This is a genomic window from Novosphingobium sp. 1529 (assembly GCF_040544855.1).
Classification (GTDB): domain Bacteria; phylum Pseudomonadota; class Alphaproteobacteria; order Sphingomonadales; family Sphingomonadaceae; genus Novosphingobium; species Novosphingobium capsulatum.
On sequence record NZ_JBEPKW010000006.1, the window covers coordinates 35,686 to 51,038 of the forward strand.

14 protein-coding genes and 1 tRNA gene are annotated in these 15,353 nt (G+C 62.3%); 4 read left to right on the forward strand and 11 right to left on the reverse strand.

All coding sequences use genetic code 11. The features are described from left to right. Positions 1-61 precede the first annotated feature (61 nt). The 4 genes from ABIC78_RS13065 to ABIC78_RS13080 all read right to left on the reverse strand — a co-directional run bounded on the left by ABIC78_RS13065 (position 62) and on the right by ABIC78_RS13080 (position 4,279). On the reverse strand, positions 62-1,033 hold the full coding sequence (locus ABIC78_RS13065) for a LacI family DNA-binding transcriptional regulator (protein WP_354490135.1): 972 nt from the start codon (positions 1,031-1,033) through the stop codon (positions 62-64). A gap of 405 nt (positions 1,034-1,438) precedes the next feature. Further along, on the reverse strand, positions 1,439-2,251 hold the full coding sequence (locus ABIC78_RS13070) for an SDR family oxidoreductase (RefSeq protein WP_169050100.1): 813 nt from the start codon (positions 2,249-2,251) through the stop codon (positions 1,439-1,441). A 2-nt stretch (positions 2,252-2,253) separates the two neighbouring features. Further along, positions 2,254-3,270, reverse strand: coding sequence for an aldo/keto reductase (locus ABIC78_RS13075; protein ID WP_354490137.1), 1,017 nt, complete (start codon positions 3,268-3,270; stop codon positions 2,254-2,256). A 19-nt stretch (positions 3,271-3,289) separates the two neighbouring features. Continuing rightward, complete coding sequence (locus ABIC78_RS13080; protein WP_354490139.1) at positions 3,290-4,279, reverse strand: aldo/keto reductase; 990 nt, start codon at positions 4,277-4,279, stop codon at positions 3,290-3,292. Between the two features lie 124 nt (positions 4,280-4,403). On the opposite strand from ABIC78_RS13080, the gene ABIC78_RS13085 reads away from it, so the two are divergent. Further along, complete coding sequence (locus ABIC78_RS13085; protein WP_354490141.1) at positions 4,404-5,297, forward strand: LysR family transcriptional regulator; 894 nt, start codon at positions 4,404-4,406, stop codon at positions 5,295-5,297. A gap of 227 nt (positions 5,298-5,524) precedes the next feature. Beyond that, the gene (locus ABIC78_RS13090; RefSeq protein WP_354490143.1) at positions 5,525-6,505 is read left to right on the forward strand and encodes an alpha/beta hydrolase; all 981 of its coding nucleotides are present in this window, start codon (positions 5,525-5,527) and stop codon (positions 6,503-6,505) included. Between the two features lie 6 nt (positions 6,506-6,511). On the opposite strand, the gene ABIC78_RS13095 is transcribed toward ABIC78_RS13090, so the two are convergent. Next, positions 6,512-8,857 carry a molybdopterin cofactor-binding domain-containing protein gene (locus ABIC78_RS13095; RefSeq protein ID WP_354490338.1) on the reverse strand — a complete coding sequence of 782 codons (2,346 nt, stop codon included), beginning with the start codon at positions 8,855-8,857 and terminating at the stop codon, positions 6,512-6,514. 4 nt (positions 8,858-8,861) lie between these two features. After that, positions 8,862-9,377: a (2Fe-2S)-binding protein gene (locus tag ABIC78_RS13100; protein ID WP_169050105.1), complete on the reverse strand. Its 516-nt coding sequence runs from the start codon at positions 9,375-9,377 to the stop codon at positions 8,862-8,864. A 1,072-nt stretch (positions 9,378-10,449) separates the two neighbouring features. Between ABIC78_RS13100 and ABIC78_RS13105 the strand changes: the two genes are divergently transcribed. Continuing rightward, positions 10,450-10,680 carry a hypothetical protein gene (locus ABIC78_RS13105; protein WP_354490145.1) on the forward strand — a complete coding sequence of 77 codons (231 nt, stop codon included), beginning with the start codon at positions 10,450-10,452 and terminating at the stop codon, positions 10,678-10,680. Positions 10,681-10,849: 169 nt separating this feature from the next. Here ABIC78_RS13105 and ABIC78_RS13110 read toward each other — a convergent pair whose 3' ends face one another. Next, complete coding sequence (locus ABIC78_RS13110; RefSeq protein WP_354490147.1) at positions 10,850-12,091, reverse strand: tyrosine-type recombinase/integrase; 1,242 nt, start codon at positions 12,089-12,091, stop codon at positions 10,850-10,852. A 165-nt stretch (positions 12,092-12,256) separates the two neighbouring features. Then, positions 12,257-12,343: transfer RNA gene (locus ABIC78_RS13115), tRNA-Leu, on the reverse strand. 267 nt (positions 12,344-12,610) lie between these two features. Here ABIC78_RS13115 and ABIC78_RS13120 point away from each other — a divergent pair. Then, entirely contained in the window at positions 12,611-13,555 is a 945-nt protein-coding gene (locus ABIC78_RS13120) for a complex I NDUFA9 subunit family protein (RefSeq protein WP_354490340.1), read from the forward strand. A gap of 111 nt (positions 13,556-13,666) precedes the next feature. Here ABIC78_RS13120 and ABIC78_RS13125 read toward each other — a convergent pair whose 3' ends face one another. The 3 genes from ABIC78_RS13125 to ABIC78_RS13135 form a co-directional block, all read right to left on the reverse strand. Beyond that, positions 13,667-14,338, reverse strand: a complete 672-nt coding sequence (locus tag ABIC78_RS13125; protein ID WP_028658198.1) for a glutathione S-transferase family protein — start codon at positions 14,336-14,338, stop codon at positions 13,667-13,669. 81 nt (positions 14,339-14,419) lie between these two features. Further along, on the reverse strand, positions 14,420-14,857 hold the full coding sequence (locus tag ABIC78_RS13130) for a hypothetical protein (RefSeq protein WP_354490149.1): 438 nt from the start codon (positions 14,855-14,857) through the stop codon (positions 14,420-14,422). Positions 14,858-14,897: 40 nt separating this feature from the next. After that, positions 14,898-15,341, reverse strand: coding sequence for a chemotaxis protein CheW (locus ABIC78_RS13135; protein ID WP_054132887.1), 444 nt, complete (start codon positions 15,339-15,341; stop codon positions 14,898-14,900). Positions 15,342-15,353 lie beyond the last annotated feature (12 nt).

Sequence of the window (15,353 nt, forward strand, 5' to 3'; positions counted from 1 at the left end):
GGCATGGCGATATAGGTCGGCATAATTCCAACGTTTCGTGATAAAAATACAACCGTTGGAACTATGCCGACTCGCGGATGACCAGGCGATGGTGGAACGATCCCGCGCCATGGCCGCGGCCGAGCGCGAGGTTCACGGCAGCTTCGGCGATCTCCTCGATCGGCTGGTGAATACTGGTCAGCGTCGGAAAGCACATCTGGCCTTCCACGGCGTTGTCGAAGCCGGCAATGGCGATATCCTGCGGGACCCGAAAGCCGAGGCGCAGCGCGGTGGACATGGCGCCCAGAGCCATCACGTCGTTCGCTGCAAAGATTGCGGTGGGACGCTGCGGCAGCGCCATGAGTTCCTTGAACGCGGCAACCCCGCTCTCGAAGCGCATCGTTCCGCGCACGATGCACGACGCGGCCAGTTCGATCCCGTGTTCGGCCAGGCCATCGCGAAAGCCTTCCAGGCGTTCTTCGGCAGCCATCTGGCTGTGCGGCGGGGCGATCATCGCCAGCCTGGTATGTCCTTTGCCCACCAGATAGGCCGCCATTTCCTGGGCGATGGCGTGGTCGTGGACCTCCACGCTATGGCCGATCCCGTCATTCTTGCCCGCGATCCGTACCAGCGGTTTGCCGAGTGCGCACAGGGCCTCGATCATGCGCGGGTCATCGGAAAAGGGTGGCACGACGATGACTGCGTCAGGCTCGCACGAAAGTTGCAGCTGCCATTGCCCGTGCTGCGATAACTCCGCCGCGTCGACCACCTCAAGCACCAGATGGTGGCCAGCCGCGCGGCAGGCACTGGCGCTAGCTACCATCAGTCCCGCAAAGTAGCTGAAGGTCAGCCGCGGCGCGATCATCGCCACGATGAAGCTTCGTCCGCTCGCCAGTTGCCGGGCGGCGAGCGCAGGCCGGTAGTTGAGGTCGCGAATGGCCTGCTCCACCTTGGCCCGCACGTTGGCGCGCACGCTGGATGCTCCGTTGATCACCCGCGAGACGGTCTTGATCGAGATTCCCGAGCGCTGCGCCACGTCTTTGATGGTTGCCATGGTTGCAATCAATCCTTGGAAGACACTCCGCTGCCATGTCTCGCGGAGGTCTTGCCGAATCAAGCAAATCTTTGCGGGGCATGGGTTGCCGCTACCATGGGGAGGCAGCGTGCGGTTGGGACGTCATCTTCCGCCAGCATGATCATGAATGGACGACAAGTTTGAGCGGCACCGCCGTAGGCGTTGAAAGTCTCCTTTAGAGGCGATTGGCGAAGAAAAGGGCGATGCCTCAATCGGCGCTTCGCGATCAAGTCAAGTCGTTCCGGTGCAGCATGGGGAGCAGCAGGTTACGCCAATATCTGCCATTCCGCGCCATGTCGATTACTGCTGCCCGCAACCTGATGTTGGCCGGGTATCATCGCGCTACCCGGATCTGTTGCGCCTTCATGCCTCACTGGTTCCTCGTCAACCGAACCAGTGGACCGCCGTGGTGCCACCATCGACCAGGAAGTCGCTGCCGGTGATGAAGGCTCCGTCACTGCCCATCATCAAAGCCGCGAGGTTGGCGATCTCGTCCGGGGTTGAGGCGCGGCCAGCGATCGAACTCTCGATCATCTTGCGATAGCCCGCGCCGCGTGGACCATTAAGTTCATCGTTGGCCAGCGGGGTGATGACGATGCCGGGGCTGATAGCATTGATGCGCGCCCCGCGCCGTCCCCACTTTACCGCTTCGGCCTGCACCCTTAGCCCATTGCCGCGCTTGGACAGCTGATAGGCATGGAGCGTGTCGGTCACCGCGCCGGGCTGAAGGAAAGGCAGATCCAGCAGTTCCTCGACCGGTGTGGTGGCCAGTTGGCGGTTTTGCTCAAGCGTCAACGGCCCCATGCGATGGCCCGATTGCGACGAGATGACAACACCGGCCCCGCCTTTGCCGATGATGGCACCGAAAACCTCTAGCAAAAGCGCGGTGCCATAGAGGTCGACCTTGAGGATGGTTTCAATCGGCGCCTGTGATGGCGAGACACCGGCGGCTTGAATCAGGCCAGTCACGTTGCCCAATTGCGAGGCCGTGTGAACCAGTGCCTCAACCGATAGCCGCGACGACACATCAACCTTGGCCGTCCGCACCTCGTAGCCCGCGTTGGCAAGCACCTTGGCGGCGTCCTCGGCCGCCTCGAAGCGCAGATCGGCGAGCAGGACGATTTTGCCGACGCTGACCCTGCGGGCGATGGCCTGGCCGATGGATCCGGCGCCCACCACAACAACCACTTCCTTCATCGTCAGTACCCCTTTTCTGGTGCTTCGATGCCGGCCATCGCCATGTTGGCAGGGGCATAGCGATCACCTGCCGCGTGCAGACCGGCGAGCGCGGTCTGGATCTCGGCCAGATCGTCGTGGCTGAGGTCGACATCCGCCGCCCCGATGTTTTCTTCCAGCCGGTGCAGCTTGGTGGTGCCCGGGATCGGCACGATATAGGGGCGCTGCGCCAGCAACCAGGCCAGCGCGATTTGCGCAGGCGTGGCCTGCTTGCGCACAGCGATGCGCTTCAGCAAATCAACGAAGGCCGCGTTCACCGCCAGCGCCTCTGGCTGGAAGCGCGGGACGGCGGCGCGGAAATCGCCCTGTTCAAGCTTGGTGTCGGCGCTCATCGCGCCGGTCAGAAAGCCCTTGCCCAGCGGACTGTAGGGCACAAAGCCGATGCCGAGCTCGTCGCAAGCGGCAAGGATGCCATTGGTTTCCGGCGCGCGCCACCACAGCGAATATTCGTTCTGCACCGCCGACACGGGCTGGACCGCATGGGCGCGGCGCAGGGTATTCACCCCCGGCTCCGACAGGCCAAAGCCCTTGGCCTTGCCCTCGGCAATCAGCTCGCGGACGACGCCGGCCACATCCTCGATCGGAACAGTCGGGTCCACGCGATGCTGGTAGATTAGGTCGACCGTTTCAATGCCCAGACGCTTGAGCGACCGCTCGACATGGCCGCGGATGGCTTCGGGCCGGCTCGAAACGCCCCGGTTGGCCCCGGTGACAGGATCAATGTCGAAGCCGAACTTGGTGGCGATTACCACCTGATCGCGCACCGGGCGCAGGGCTTCGCCAACCATGTCCTCATTGGTGAAGGGACCATAGATTTCGGCGGTGTCGAAGAAGGTGACGCCGCGATCCACCGCCTGCCGGATCAGCGTGATACCCTCTTGGCGGCTGAGCTTGTGGGCGTAGCTGAAATCCAGCCCCATGCAGCCGAAGCCAAGAGCGGAAACGGAAAGGCCGCTTTGGCCCAATTGGCGCGTTTTCATGCGAAGAACCTCGTTTGGATCAGCGATAGGACAATTGAAGAACAGCGGCGGGCAGACGCGCACCCTGGATGGCGATGACGGCTATGGCGGTTTCGATCCCGACCATGTCCGCATCGGTTAGCACGACCTGCGCCGCGCCAAGGTTTTCCTCGACCCGGTCGAGGCGCCGCGTGCCGAAAATTGGCACGATGAAGGGCGCCCGGGCGAGCAACCAGGCCAGCGCGATTTGCGTCGGCGTTGCCTGCTTGTCGGCGGCGATGCGGTTCAGCAGATCGACCAGCGCCTGATTGGCTGCCCGCGCCTCGGGGGCAAAGCGGGGCGATCCGGCGCGGAAGTCATTGCTCTCAATCGTGGTGGCGACATTGATCGTGCCCGTGAGATAGCCCGCGCCAAGCGGGCTCCACGGCACAAAGCCGATGCCGAGTTCCGCGCACAGCGGCAGCACGTCGGGCTCAGGATCGCGAGTCCAAAGCGAATATTCGCTTTGGATGGCGGTCACGGGCTGCACCGCATGGGCGCGGCGGATGGTGGCGGCGCTGGCCTCGCTCATGCCGAAATGCTTGACCTTGCCCGCCTCGATCAACGCTTTGACCGCGCCAGCTACCTCTTCAATCGGCACCGCCGGATCAACGCGATGCTGATACAGCAGGTCGATCTGCTCCATGTTCAACCGCCTGAGCATCGCGTCCACCACGGCCACGATATGATCGGGGCGGCTGTTAAGACCCGGCCCACGCACACCCGTCACCGGATCAATGTCAAAGCCGAACTTGGTCGCCACCACCACCTTGTCGCGCATCGGCGCCAGCGCTTCGCCCACCAGCACCTCGTTGGTCCAGGGGCCATAGGCTTCGGCCGTGTCAAAGAAGGTCACGCCCAGATCATAGGCCCCACGGATTACGCGGATCGCTTCGTCATGCGAGGGCGCCTGCCCATAGGTGGAGGCAAAACTCATGGTGCCAAAGCCGATTTCCGAGACGGCGAGGTGCCCAAGTTGACGGGTTTGCACAGCGGGTTTCCTTTGCAGCAATCTTGGCGCCCCTGATACGCTCGCCTCCATCTACCGACTAGACAGGGTAAAGCGCTTGAGCCTATGACTTGAAGTCATAACAGAGAGAGGCAAGGGGATGGCTATGCAGGGCGATGATCTGGGTAATCTCGCCAAGTTTCTGGCCGTGGCGCAGGAGGCCAGTTTTACCCGCGCCGCCGCCAAGCTAGGCGTTTCGCAATCCGCGCTCAGCCATTCCGTCCGCCGGCTAGAGGAAAAGCTCGGTCTGCGCCTGCTCACCCGCACCACCCGCAGCGTGGCCCCCACCGAGGCGGGGGAGCGCTTGCTCGATACATTGCGGCCTGCGTTCGAGGATATTGAAGCCAAGCTGACCTCACTGACCGCTATGCGCGAAAGGCCCGCCGGAACCGTGCGCATCAGTTGCTCTGCCCATGCGGCGCGCACCATTCTGTGGCCCGCTGTCAATCGGCTAACCTTGGAACACCCCGATATTCAGGTCGAGATCAATGTCGATGCGGGCTTTACCGACATCGTGGCGGGCCGTTTCGATGCGGGCGTCCGGCTGGGCGAGAGCCTCGACAAGGACATGATCGCCGTGCGCATCGGGCCGCGCCTGCGAATGGCCGCCTTTGCCTCGCCCGCGTATCTGGCGCAGCGGGGCGTCCCGCAAGTTCCGCATGATCTTCATGCTCATGCCTGCATCAATCTGCGCCTTGCCAGCGCAGGCGGGCTCTATGCGTGGGAGTTTGAAAAGGACGGCCGAGAAATCAGGGTCAAGGTCGATGGGCATTTGGTCCTGAATGATGTGGACATGATGGTCGATGCGGCCGTGGCGGGCCATGGGCTGGCTTTTTGCATTGAGGACCATGTGATGCGCCAATTGGCCGATGGTTCGCTGGCTCGTGTTCTGGAGGACTGGTGCGAGCCTTTCGATGGCTACTATCTCTATTACCCCAGCAGCCGACAGCCAACGGTCGCATTCCGCCTGTTGCTCGATGCCTTGCGCTATCGGGACTGATGATTCTATGTCATGGGCTTATGCGGAAATGCCCCGCTAATTCATGATCGCCTAATGCCCTATCCTGCGCCGCAACACAGGCGAGGATGCAGATCATGGCAAACTTGGCACTTTCACGGCGCAATCTTCTGGCAGGTTCGGCTGCGGCTCTGAGCGCTGCGGGCCTGAACACGGGGGCGATCGCTAAAACGGGCACCAAAGCGGGCAAGCCCAAGCGCGCGCCCTTGATGATCGAGGATCAGGGCAGCTTTGCCGTGGGCGGATCGGTGGTCAAGGCAGAAGGTTTGGTGGACCAATATGCCCAAGGCCCCGCCGGCCAGACCCTGCATGGCGACCATGCCTATATCGCCTATCAAATTCCGGTTGACGCCAAACCGCTGCCGCTGGTGTTCTGGCACGGCATCGGCCAGTTTTCCAAAACATGGGAAACCACACCAGACGGGCGCGAGGGCTTCCAGAACATCTTTCTGCGCCGCCAGCATAGCGTCTATCTGATTGACCAGCCCCGCCGTGGCCGCGCGGGCCGCACCACTGTGGCCAGCCCGATTGGCACCACGCCCGATGACCAGAAATGGTTTAACACCTTCCGCGTGGGCGTCTGGCCGGATTACAACCCCGGCGTGCAATTCTCGCGTGATCCGGAGGCGCTCAACCAATATTTCCGCCAGATGGTGCCCAGCACCGGCCCGTTTGATCTCAAGCTCACCTCTGACGCCATCGTGGCCCTGTTTGGCAAGATCGGCGCGGGGGTGCTGGTCACCCATTCGCACAGCGGCGGCCTGGGCTGGCAGACGGGCATGCATGCGCCGGGTGTCCGCGGCATCGTCTCCTTTGAACCGGGCAGCAATTTCCCCTTTCCCGAAGGCGAATTGCCCGCGCCCATCGCCAGTTCCTCTGGCCCGATCGAACCGATCAGCGCGCCTTTGTCCGAGTTCATGCAACTCACGCGCATTCCGATCCTGATCGTCTATGGCGATTTCATTCCGGCCAAGCCCGCCCCCAACCCCGGCGCCGATGGCTGGCGGGCGCGGCTGGAAATGGCGCGCCTGTGGCGCGATGCCGTGAACAAGCGGGGCGGGGAGGTAACCGTGATCCACCTGCCGGAAATGGGCATCCGCGGGAATACCCATTTCCCCTTCTCAGACCTCAACAACATCGAAGTGGCCGACGTCATGTCCGCGTTCCTCAAGCAGAAGAAACTGGGCTGAATGTTCTTAGGCCAGCATCGCCTTCACATAGTCGGGCCGAAGGGGCAGGCGGCGGGCAGGCTTGCCCGTAGCGTCCAGAAATGCCCCCGCAATAGCGGGCGCGGCCAATGCATTGGCGCTTTCCGAACCCTGACCATAGATCTGTGCTCCGGCATAAGGGGCCAGCACGATTTTGAGATCGGGCATCTCCTGCGCGGTCAGGATCGGATAGGTGGCCCAGTCCAGGCTGGTCACCGCGCCTTCGTCAAAGCTCACTTCCTCATGCAAAGCCTGACTGACGCCCATCAGACAGCCCGCCTGCGCCTGCCGCTTCAATTGCAGCGGATTGACCACAATTCCCGGATCCGAAACCAGTACCATGCGCTCCACCTTCACCTCGCCCGTGGCAGGGGCAACGCTGATGGTCGCGGCGCAGGCCCAATAGCCATTGTCGCGCAGCATGAAGGACACGCCGCGCCCGCCTAGCAGCTTGGTCCCTTTGGCACGGGGCGCAGGCGAAGGGCGCGTATCCCATGCCGCTTCCACCTTCAGTCGCTCCAGCACCGCCTTCACGCGCGGATCATCCGTATGGTCGATGCGGAATTGCAGCGCGTCTCTGCCCGCCAGCATGGCCGCCTCACTTATCGCCACTTCGCGGGGAAAGTTTTGCTGAAACTGCACCGGCGTGCGCATCGAATGGTCGCGCAAGCCAACCTTGATCGGCGATTCCTTCTCGCCCAACTGGATCGTGCCGCGCCCCGTTTCGGCCACATGCTCCACCGCGCCATAGACCCAGCGGTCGGCAATGCCCATGCGGGCAGTGTGGATGGGTGAGGGATTGCTGGCCGTGGGCGGATCGATCACCGGCAGACCGGCCAGAATGGCACCGATGGGTCGGTCGTCCTGCATCGGCGGGCCGGAATGGGTGGCCTGATAGGAAGCGATCCGCCCCTGCGCATCCAGCGCGATGCTGATATCGGCATAGGCGGTGGAGCTTTGCGTGGACCAGCCCATATCGTCATGGCGCATCCATTGCACCCGCACCGGCACGCGCAGCGCGCGGCTGAGCAACACGGCCTCGTCTTCCGATCCGGCATTGCCGCCATTCGAGCGGCCAAAATGGCCCGGCCCGGCATAAGTGCGCACAACCACCTTATCCTCGCCGATGTCCAGCATCTTGGCCAGGGCCATGCGCAGGAATTGCGGGTTCTGGCTATGGGTATGCACGGTGACCGAACCATCGGGTTTCACATCGCCCAGCGAGACTGAAGGGCCGATCGGCGCATGTTTGAAATAGGGCATGAAATAGCTGGCACGATGGGTCTTGGCCCCTTTCACACTGGCCACATCGCCTTTTTTCGCGCCTTGCGTGGGGGGAATTGCGCTCCAGTCCACCTTATGCTGCAAATGGTCGAACAGCTTGTCGGAAGTGGGCAGGCCCTTCCATTCGCTCCATTTTGTCTCGGCGGCCACGGCTTGCGCGGCCTGCACCACTTCCCATTCATCGGGCGAGACTACCGCCAGCAGATTGCCGAGCTGCACGATTTTGGCCTTGGGGAATTGCGCCGCATCCAGCTTGCCCGCCGCGATCAGCGTGGAGCCCAAAGTGGCTGGATGGATGGTGCGGGCATGCAGCATGCCGGGCAGTTTGATATCGCCCACCCATGGCAACTGGCCCGAAACCTTGGGGCGCAGGATGGGGTTCTTCACCGCCTGCCCGATGATGGTGTAATCCGCCACGGCTTTGAGCGGGGGATTGCCGGTAACCACCAGCCCGCGAAAATCAGTCAGCCTGCCTTCCACCGGAATGGTCAGATGCAGATCCTGCCTCGCCACCAGCGCGCCCAGCGTCTCGCTATGGCCTGCCCCGCTCACCACGCCATCGCGCAGGGTCAGCGCGCTGGGCGCCACGCCCCAGCGCTGGGCCGCCAGCGCCAACACCGCCTCGCGCGTATAGGCGGCGGCCTTGCGCATATTGGTGGAGGCATTGCGCAACAGGCCAAACGTGCCGCCGCCATCGGGGGTGCGGTCAGTATCGCCTGCAATCACCGTGGTGATCGCCTCCAAGGGCACGCCCAATTCCTCGGCCACGATCTGACGATAGGCGGTGAAGATCGAGCTTTGCCCGAAATCGCATTTGCCCGTACGCATGGTGATGGTGCTGTCGGGATGAATCTCGATCCAACTGGCAGGCTGGGCAGCATCGAGCGAAGTGCCTGCTGCAAACACTTGCGCCCCCGCCAAATCGGCCGAAAGGCCCAGCGCCACCACCAGTGCTCCGCCCGCGCCCAGAAAGCTGCGCCGCGATAGGCGGGCGCCGTGGATCGAAAGGCCAGCACCCGAGATCGTGTCGATCTGGTCGGGGGTCTGCATCACTTCACCCTCCTTGCGCCATAAGCACCGCCGCACGGTGGGCGCCATCCACAATAGCGGCATAGGAAGCGCAGCGGCACAAATGCGGCGAAGGGCCAGAGGTAGTCAGAGCTTCCTTTATGTCGGCATCGCTCGGCTTGGGATTATGCTCCAGCAGTTCGGTGACCTTGATCATCATGCCGAACTGACAAATGCCGCATTGGGGCACTTGTTCATCCACCCATGCCTGTTGCACGGGGTGCAGGCGTTCAGGATCGGACGCCAGCCCCTTCTGCTTGGCCCAGCGCGCGGGCAGGCCGTCCACAGTGGTCACATCCTTGCCTTCCAGCGCGGAAATGGGAGTAATGCAGGCGCGGATTTCCTCGCCATCGGCCAACACCGAACAGGCCCCGCATTGCGCCAGGCCGCAGCCGAATTTGGGCGTCATCACGTCCAGCTCGCCGCGCAACACATAAAGCAAGGGCGTATCGGGCGAGGCTTTCACCTCGCGCTTGACGCCATTGACGGAGAGGGTCGTCATCGCGTTCTCCCTGAATTTATAGCAGGCAGATTACGCTTCATTGGCACCATGCGGTATAGGGCCTTATCGCATAGAGCTTATGATTTGGCCTCATGAATAGGGAGCGAAAGGGGATCGTCCCTTGAGATGCGACAAAATTTGGCATCGCATCAAACGATTACTATGAGTGAAGCACGTCTTTTCCTCATCACGAGCAACAATCGAGGGATTACGTGAGCGTGTCACGCCTAATTTGTAAACTTAGCCGTCAGATAGGCGTCGATATGCATAGGCAGCAGCCAGCGGTCTCGTCATCGACCCATTGGTTACGCCCCCGCGTGTTCTAACCCTGATACATCGCACACACCTATCCGCCCGCCATGCTCGGCCAACTGACGGTCGTGAATGGAGAGCGCAAGTCCGCGAGCGATTCTTTGGGAAGGACAATACCGGCAGAATTGCCGATCTTGCCCCCGCCTTGCATGAAATGCGCGCGTGGAACGTCGTGCAGAATGTGAGGGCCAAGCCTAAGAACAAGTCTCGGCGCAAAAACGCAATGGGGAGGATTCCACAACACTAGCGGGCAGAAATCTTTGCGCCTCGATGCCAGGTCTGTATTTTCTATGTTCGTGATTGCACGCGCCCAGATAGGCGATGACTGGATTCATTGTGGATCCTACTATAAAATCTAAGAATAAGTATTGATTTTGTCAATTGTATTATGCTGTTTTCCTTCGTTTTTTGGCGTTTTGAATGATCAGTAAATTACGCTAGTCGGAAATCCAAAGTCGACTAACCGGTTCATCCCCAGACCCGGGCATTGAAAATCAGGTTGCCGTGGCCTCGTGAATGGTCACATTTGGCGAAGCCAGACATTGCCAGTATTGGTGGCAAGCGACGTCTTTGTCCCAGGCCCGGGCATTCGAGCGCCGTCCGACCGCAGTGAACGACACGCGGCTTCCGACGCTCCGGTTCTGGCTGCCGAACGACTGGTGTGGCGGCAGTTCGTGTCACCGCTGAAACTTGTGCACTCTGCCTAGCATTTATCGTGAGATACGTCATGCTTGGACTTGTGGCAGGATAGGAGCGACGCATGGACGAAGATGCATTGTTCGCGGTTGGCACGGTATTGGTGGCGCTGGGTGGGTTGCTCGAACGCAAGGGCATCTGCACTACGCACGAGTTGGCCGAGACGCTGGGCGGCGTTGCCTGGATGACTCAGGAGGCAGGTGACGAGTACAAGGTTCGCGCTGCGTATATCGGGAGTTGGGCGCATATGGTGCGTGCGGCAGCACTTGAGGCCGGCAAGGCGGGCGCAAATTAGCGTCATCGCCGCTGATAACCGGGTTACTGTCGCTCCGCGGCAGCAAGCCAAATCAGGGCAGTAAACAGGGGACTATCAGGTATCCCGTGACCGTTCATGGCTCAGGGCATGTCCATCGCGCCACAGCTAACCTTAGGTAAGTCTCAGCACTAAGCTAACGGCGAAAAGCCTATCCGGAGACAAACGACTTTTGGCCGCCGAAGTTAGGCTTGAGCACTCTCGCGCCATCACGCAAGCGGTCCAGCTCGTCCGACCAGAACTGCATCAACGCCACCCGCTCATTCCAGTATTCTCCCCGCGTATAGGCGCGGCGGACCCCGTTGTTTTCCATATGCGCCAATTGCCGCTCGATCGCGTCCGGGTTGAAACGTCCGGTCTCGTTGAGAAGGGTGGCCGCCATCGCCCGAAAGCCATGCGCGGTCATTTCCTCTTGTCCAAAGCCAAGGGCCCTTAAAGCGGCATTGACCGTGTTTTCCGACATGGGCCGCGTGGAGGTGCGGAACGATGGAAAGCAATAACGGCCCTGACCCGTCAGGTCCCACAGGCCCTCAAACAGTCCTAAAACCTGTGATGATAGAGGGACGCGGTGCTGGCGGCGCATCTTCATCTTCTCGGCCGGAATGTTCCACACGCTGCGATCGAAATCGAACTCTGCCCATTCCGCTTGGCGAAGTTCACCGGGGCGCACAAAGAGATGTGCTGACAGCTTCAAAGCGAACAGCGTGATGGCATGGCCGCAATAGCCTTCGATCGCGCGCATGAGATCTCCGGCCCGATCCTCGGTGGTAATTGCAGCAAGGTGCTTGGCTTTGGGAACTGTCAACGCGCCGCGCAAATCGCTTGCCGGGTCCCGCTCTGCCCTCGTTGTCGCGATAGCGTAGCGGAAGACTCGGCTGAGTACGCTCCGCATGCGCCGAGCGCTTTCGTGGCGACCTGTTGCCTCAACCGCGCGCAGTACGGCTAGAACCTCCTGCGCATTGATCTTGGCAACTGGGCGATTTCCGATGCGGGGATAAGCCTTGTCGAGGAGCCAACGCAGTTTGCTCAGCGTTATCTCGGCCATGCCCTCGCGCATGTTCTTGGCTACCCACTCCTCGGCAACGAGCTTGAAAGTGTCGTTCTCGGCGACGCGAGCGCGGGCAGCATCAACTTTCTGTTGGTGCGAAGGATCGGTGCCTGCAGCAAGCAAGCGCCGTGCGTCGTCGCGGCGCCCGCGCGCATCTGCGAGGCTGACCTCGGGCCAGGCTCCAAACGCAAGCGTGCGATGCTTTTCAAGATAGCGATAATTGAAACGCCACAGCTTCGCGCCGGTGGGACGGACCAGAAGATAGAGACCACCGCCGTCCGACAGCTTATAGTCGCGCTCGTGCGGTTTGGCGCTGGCGATGGTGGTGACAAACAAGGTTCCCATGAGGGTATCGTCCTAGCCAGGGACGAATATCGATACCCTCGGATATACCCGCATTGTTCCCGGTTGGTGCCGAATTCGCCCGTATTTGAATGGACGATCATAACACAAAATTTGGCTGATTTCAGCCACTTCACGGACATCTACGGACGTCCGTGGAATGAGAGATGGTGCCCAGGAGAGGACTCGAACCTCCACGCCCTTTCGAGCGCCGCCACCTGAAGACGGTGCGTCTACCAATTCCGCCACCTGGGCACTTTCTCTTCGGTGCGTGCTGTTGGGCACTCGCCGTCGGTGGAGGGGCCAATACGGGTGAGGCCGGGGGGTGTCAACACGGGTTTTGTCATTTTCATGGCATCTTTTTTTCCACAGCCGGCAATTTTCCGCTTGGCCGGGCACTGTGGTTGATCCGGGGCATTGAACGGCTGGCCCTGGCTGTGCCAAGGCGCGATGAAACATGGTGTGGAGCGGCCGGCGCGCCGCTTCTTCTCGCAAACCGACCAAGGTGGAACAGGCAAGGCTATGGGCAACGTGCGCGATCTGGAAGACAAGCTGGTGGTGCTGGTGGGTGGCAGCGGCTTTTTCGGCAGCCATCTTGCGCAGGAATTGCTGGAGCGTGGCGCGCGTCTGCGCGTGTGCAGCCGGCATGTCGAACGCGGCTATGCGATCAAGGCGCTGGGCAATCTGGGCCAGGTGCAGTTCCTGCGCGTGAACGTGCAGAACGAACGCTCGCTGGCGGCCGCGTTCCTGGGCGCCGATGCGGTGGTCAACCTGGTCGGCGCGTTCAAGGGTGATCTCGATGCCGTGCAGGGCCGCGGCGCGGGCCGCGTGGCGGCGCTGGCCAAGGATGCCGGCGCGCAGGCGTTCGTGCATGTCTCGGCCATCGGCGCCGATGCCGGCTCGCCTGTCGCCTATGCCCGCACCAAGGCCGAAGGCGAAGCGGCCGTGGCGGCGGCGTTCCCCGGCGCAGTGGTGGTGCGCCCCTCGGTGATGTTCGGGGCGGATGACGCGTTCCTCAACCTGTTTGGCAAGGTGATCAGCCAGTTCCCGGTGGTGCCGGTGTTCGGCCCCGAAGGCCGCCTGCAGCCGATTTTCGTCGATGATGCGGCCTGCGCCATCGCCACGATCCTGGGCGATTTCCCCGCCCAGGCCGGCAAGACGTTCGAACTGGCCGGGCCGGAAGTGCTGACGATGATGGAGATCAACCAGCGCATCGCCAAGGCGCAGGGGCGCAACCCCGTGCTGGTGCCGGTGGGTGATGCCATGGCCGGCCTGTTTGCCAGCCTGCCGGGCACCCCGCTGTCGCGCGATCAACTGGCGCTGCTCAAGGCCGGTAGCGTGGCGAGCGGCACCCTGCCGGGCCTCGCCGAGCTTGGCCTGCGCGCGCGGCCGCTGGGCCTGTTCCTCGATCGCTGGATGCTGCGCTATCGCAAGGCGGGGCGGTTTGGCGTCAAGAGCCTGGGTTAATCGACGGGTTTGGCCAGGCCCTTCGACAGGCTTAGGGCGAACGGGGCTTTGGGGGAAAGCTGCTTTTCCTCTCCCCGTTCGGGCTGAGCCTGTCGAAGCCCTCCACAGACCCTAGGCGTTCACATCGGCATAGTGGGCCGGCGGCTGGATCACGTCCATCCGTTCGGACAGCAGCGGGCGAAAGCTGGGCCGGCTCTTGAACACGGCATACCAGTCGCGCGCCTGTTCGTGGCCGTTCCAGTCGATCCCGCCGAGGTAATCGGCCACGGAAAGCTGCGCCGCGGCGGCCAGGTCAGCCAGACTCATGGTCGATCCGGCCAGCCAAGGGCGATTGTCGATCAGGTGATCGATGTAATAGAGATGATCGTGCGCCAGGCGCAGCGCCTCGCGCAGCATGCGCGAATCGGGTGACTGGCGATAGACCAGCCGCTTCTTCATCCGCTCTTCGAGCAGGGGCATGGTCACGTCGGCAAAGAAGTTCTCGTCGAACAGCGCCACCAGCCGGCGGATCTCGGCGCGGTTGGTGGCCGTGCCGTTGATCATCGGGTTCTTGTCGTTGGTTTCTTCCAGATATTCGCAGATCGCCCGGCTATCGACCAGGGTGATGCCGCGTCCTTCGTCGCGCAGCACCGGGGTGCGCACGGCGGGATTCAGCTTCTGGAATTCCTCGCGATAGTCCCAGGGATTTTCGCGAACCAATTCATAAGGGATGCCCTTTTCCGCCATGAGCAGCCGAACCTTGCGGCTGAACGGGCAAAGGGGAAACTGATAAAGCTGCCACATGCCATGCTCCATGGACGAGGGCCATGGCCCAAGTCCAGCACCGCCGTAATGCATGGGCGCAATTTTTGCTCCGCAGCCGTGCTAATGAAACATGCGCATGCGGTCGCGCAGCACGTCCAGCCCGATCTGCTCGATCGCGGTGATCGGGCAATCGGCCTCCAGCAGCCTGGCCAGCGAGCGCTGCTTCTGTGCGATCAGGTCGATCGCCTGGAGCACGTCCATGTGCCGCGCGGCCACGTCCATGTCGGTGCACAGGCGCCCGCCGAGGTCTTCCACTTCCAGCGCCAGTTCTTCCAGCACCACGGCGATGCGCTGATGCGTCGCGTCGCGCAGGCTGGCCGCGTCCGGCGCGGCGTGGCCCGGGCTGGCAGCGGGAGCCGACATGGGCGGGGGCGGGGCATCGAAAGGCACGAAGCCTTCATTCTCGACCGTTTGCGTGGCCTCGGCGCGGGCCACGGTGCCGGCCGCCCGGGGGGCGGGGTCTGGCTCGGGCCAAAGGTCGGTCGTGTCGATAGGCATCGCAAAGGCTCTCCGCAGCGTCGCGTCAGGTGGTCGTGGTTCAGGCCGCTTCGGCCATCGAATCGCTGTCGGCCAGCGCCGCCAGGTTCAGCACCATGACCATCTTGTCTTCGATCGCGGCCAGGCCATCGAGGAACGGCACCACCGTATCGCTGCCCGAGGCCGGCGGCGGGGGCTGCATCGCTTCATCGGGCACGGTCACGATGTCGCTGACCGAATCGACGATCCAGCCGCCGATCTGGCTGCCCAACTGGGTAACGATGATGGCATGGCGCGGGGTCGGCTCGGTGGCGCGCCAGCCCAGCCGCGCGGCCAGGTCCACCACCGGCAGCACGGTGCCGCGCAGGTTGACGACGCCGGCCACATAGTGCGGCACGCGCGGCAGCCGCGTGGTTGGCGTCCAGGCGCGGATTTCGCGGATGGCCATGATATCCAGGCCAAACACCTGGCCTTCCACTTCGAAGGTGATCAGTTCGCGGATCATTGCTTGTCTCCC

Coding starts and splice junctions, on each gene's coding strand:
- ABIC78_RS13065 (WP_354490135.1), bottom strand. CDS start 1,033: ATGGCAACCATCAAAGACGTGGCGCAGCGCTCGGGAATCTCGATCAAG.
- ABIC78_RS13070 (WP_169050100.1), bottom strand. CDS start 2,251: ATGAAGGAAGTGGTTGTTGTGGTGGGCGCCGGATCCATCGGCCAGGCC.
- ABIC78_RS13075 (WP_354490137.1), bottom strand. CDS start 3,270: ATGAAAACGCGCCAATTGGGCCAAAGCGGCCTTTCCGTTTCCGCTCTT.
- ABIC78_RS13085 (WP_354490141.1), top strand. CDS start 4,404: ATGCAGGGCGATGATCTGGGTAATCTCGCCAAGTTTCTGGCCGTGGCG.
- ABIC78_RS13090 (WP_354490143.1), top strand. CDS start 5,525: ATGATCGAGGATCAGGGCAGCTTTGCCGTGGGCGGATCGGTGGTCAAG.
- ABIC78_RS13095 (WP_354490338.1), bottom strand. CDS start 8,857: ATGCAGACCCCCGACCAGATCGACACGATCTCGGGTGCTGGCCTTTCG.
- ABIC78_RS13100 (WP_169050105.1), bottom strand. CDS start 9,377: ATGACGACCCTCTCCGTCAATGGCGTCAAGCGCGAGGTGAAAGCCTCG.
- ABIC78_RS13105 (WP_354490145.1), top strand. CDS start 10,450: ATGGACGAAGATGCATTGTTCGCGGTTGGCACGGTATTGGTGGCGCTG.
- ABIC78_RS13110 (WP_354490147.1), bottom strand. CDS start 12,091: ATGGGAACCTTGTTTGTCACCACCATCGCCAGCGCCAAACCGCACGAG.
- ABIC78_RS13120 (WP_354490340.1), top strand. CDS start 12,611: ATGGGCAACGTGCGCGATCTGGAAGACAAGCTGGTGGTGCTGGTGGGT.
- ABIC78_RS13125 (WP_028658198.1), bottom strand. CDS start 14,338: ATGTGGCAGCTTTATCAGTTTCCCCTTTGCCCGTTCAGCCGCAAGGTT.
- ABIC78_RS13130 (WP_354490149.1), bottom strand. CDS start 14,857: ATGCCTATCGACACGACCGACCTTTGGCCCGAGCCAGACCCCGCCCCC.
- ABIC78_RS13135 (WP_054132887.1), bottom strand. CDS start 15,341: ATGATCCGCGAACTGATCACCTTCGAAGTGGAAGGCCAGGTGTTTGGC.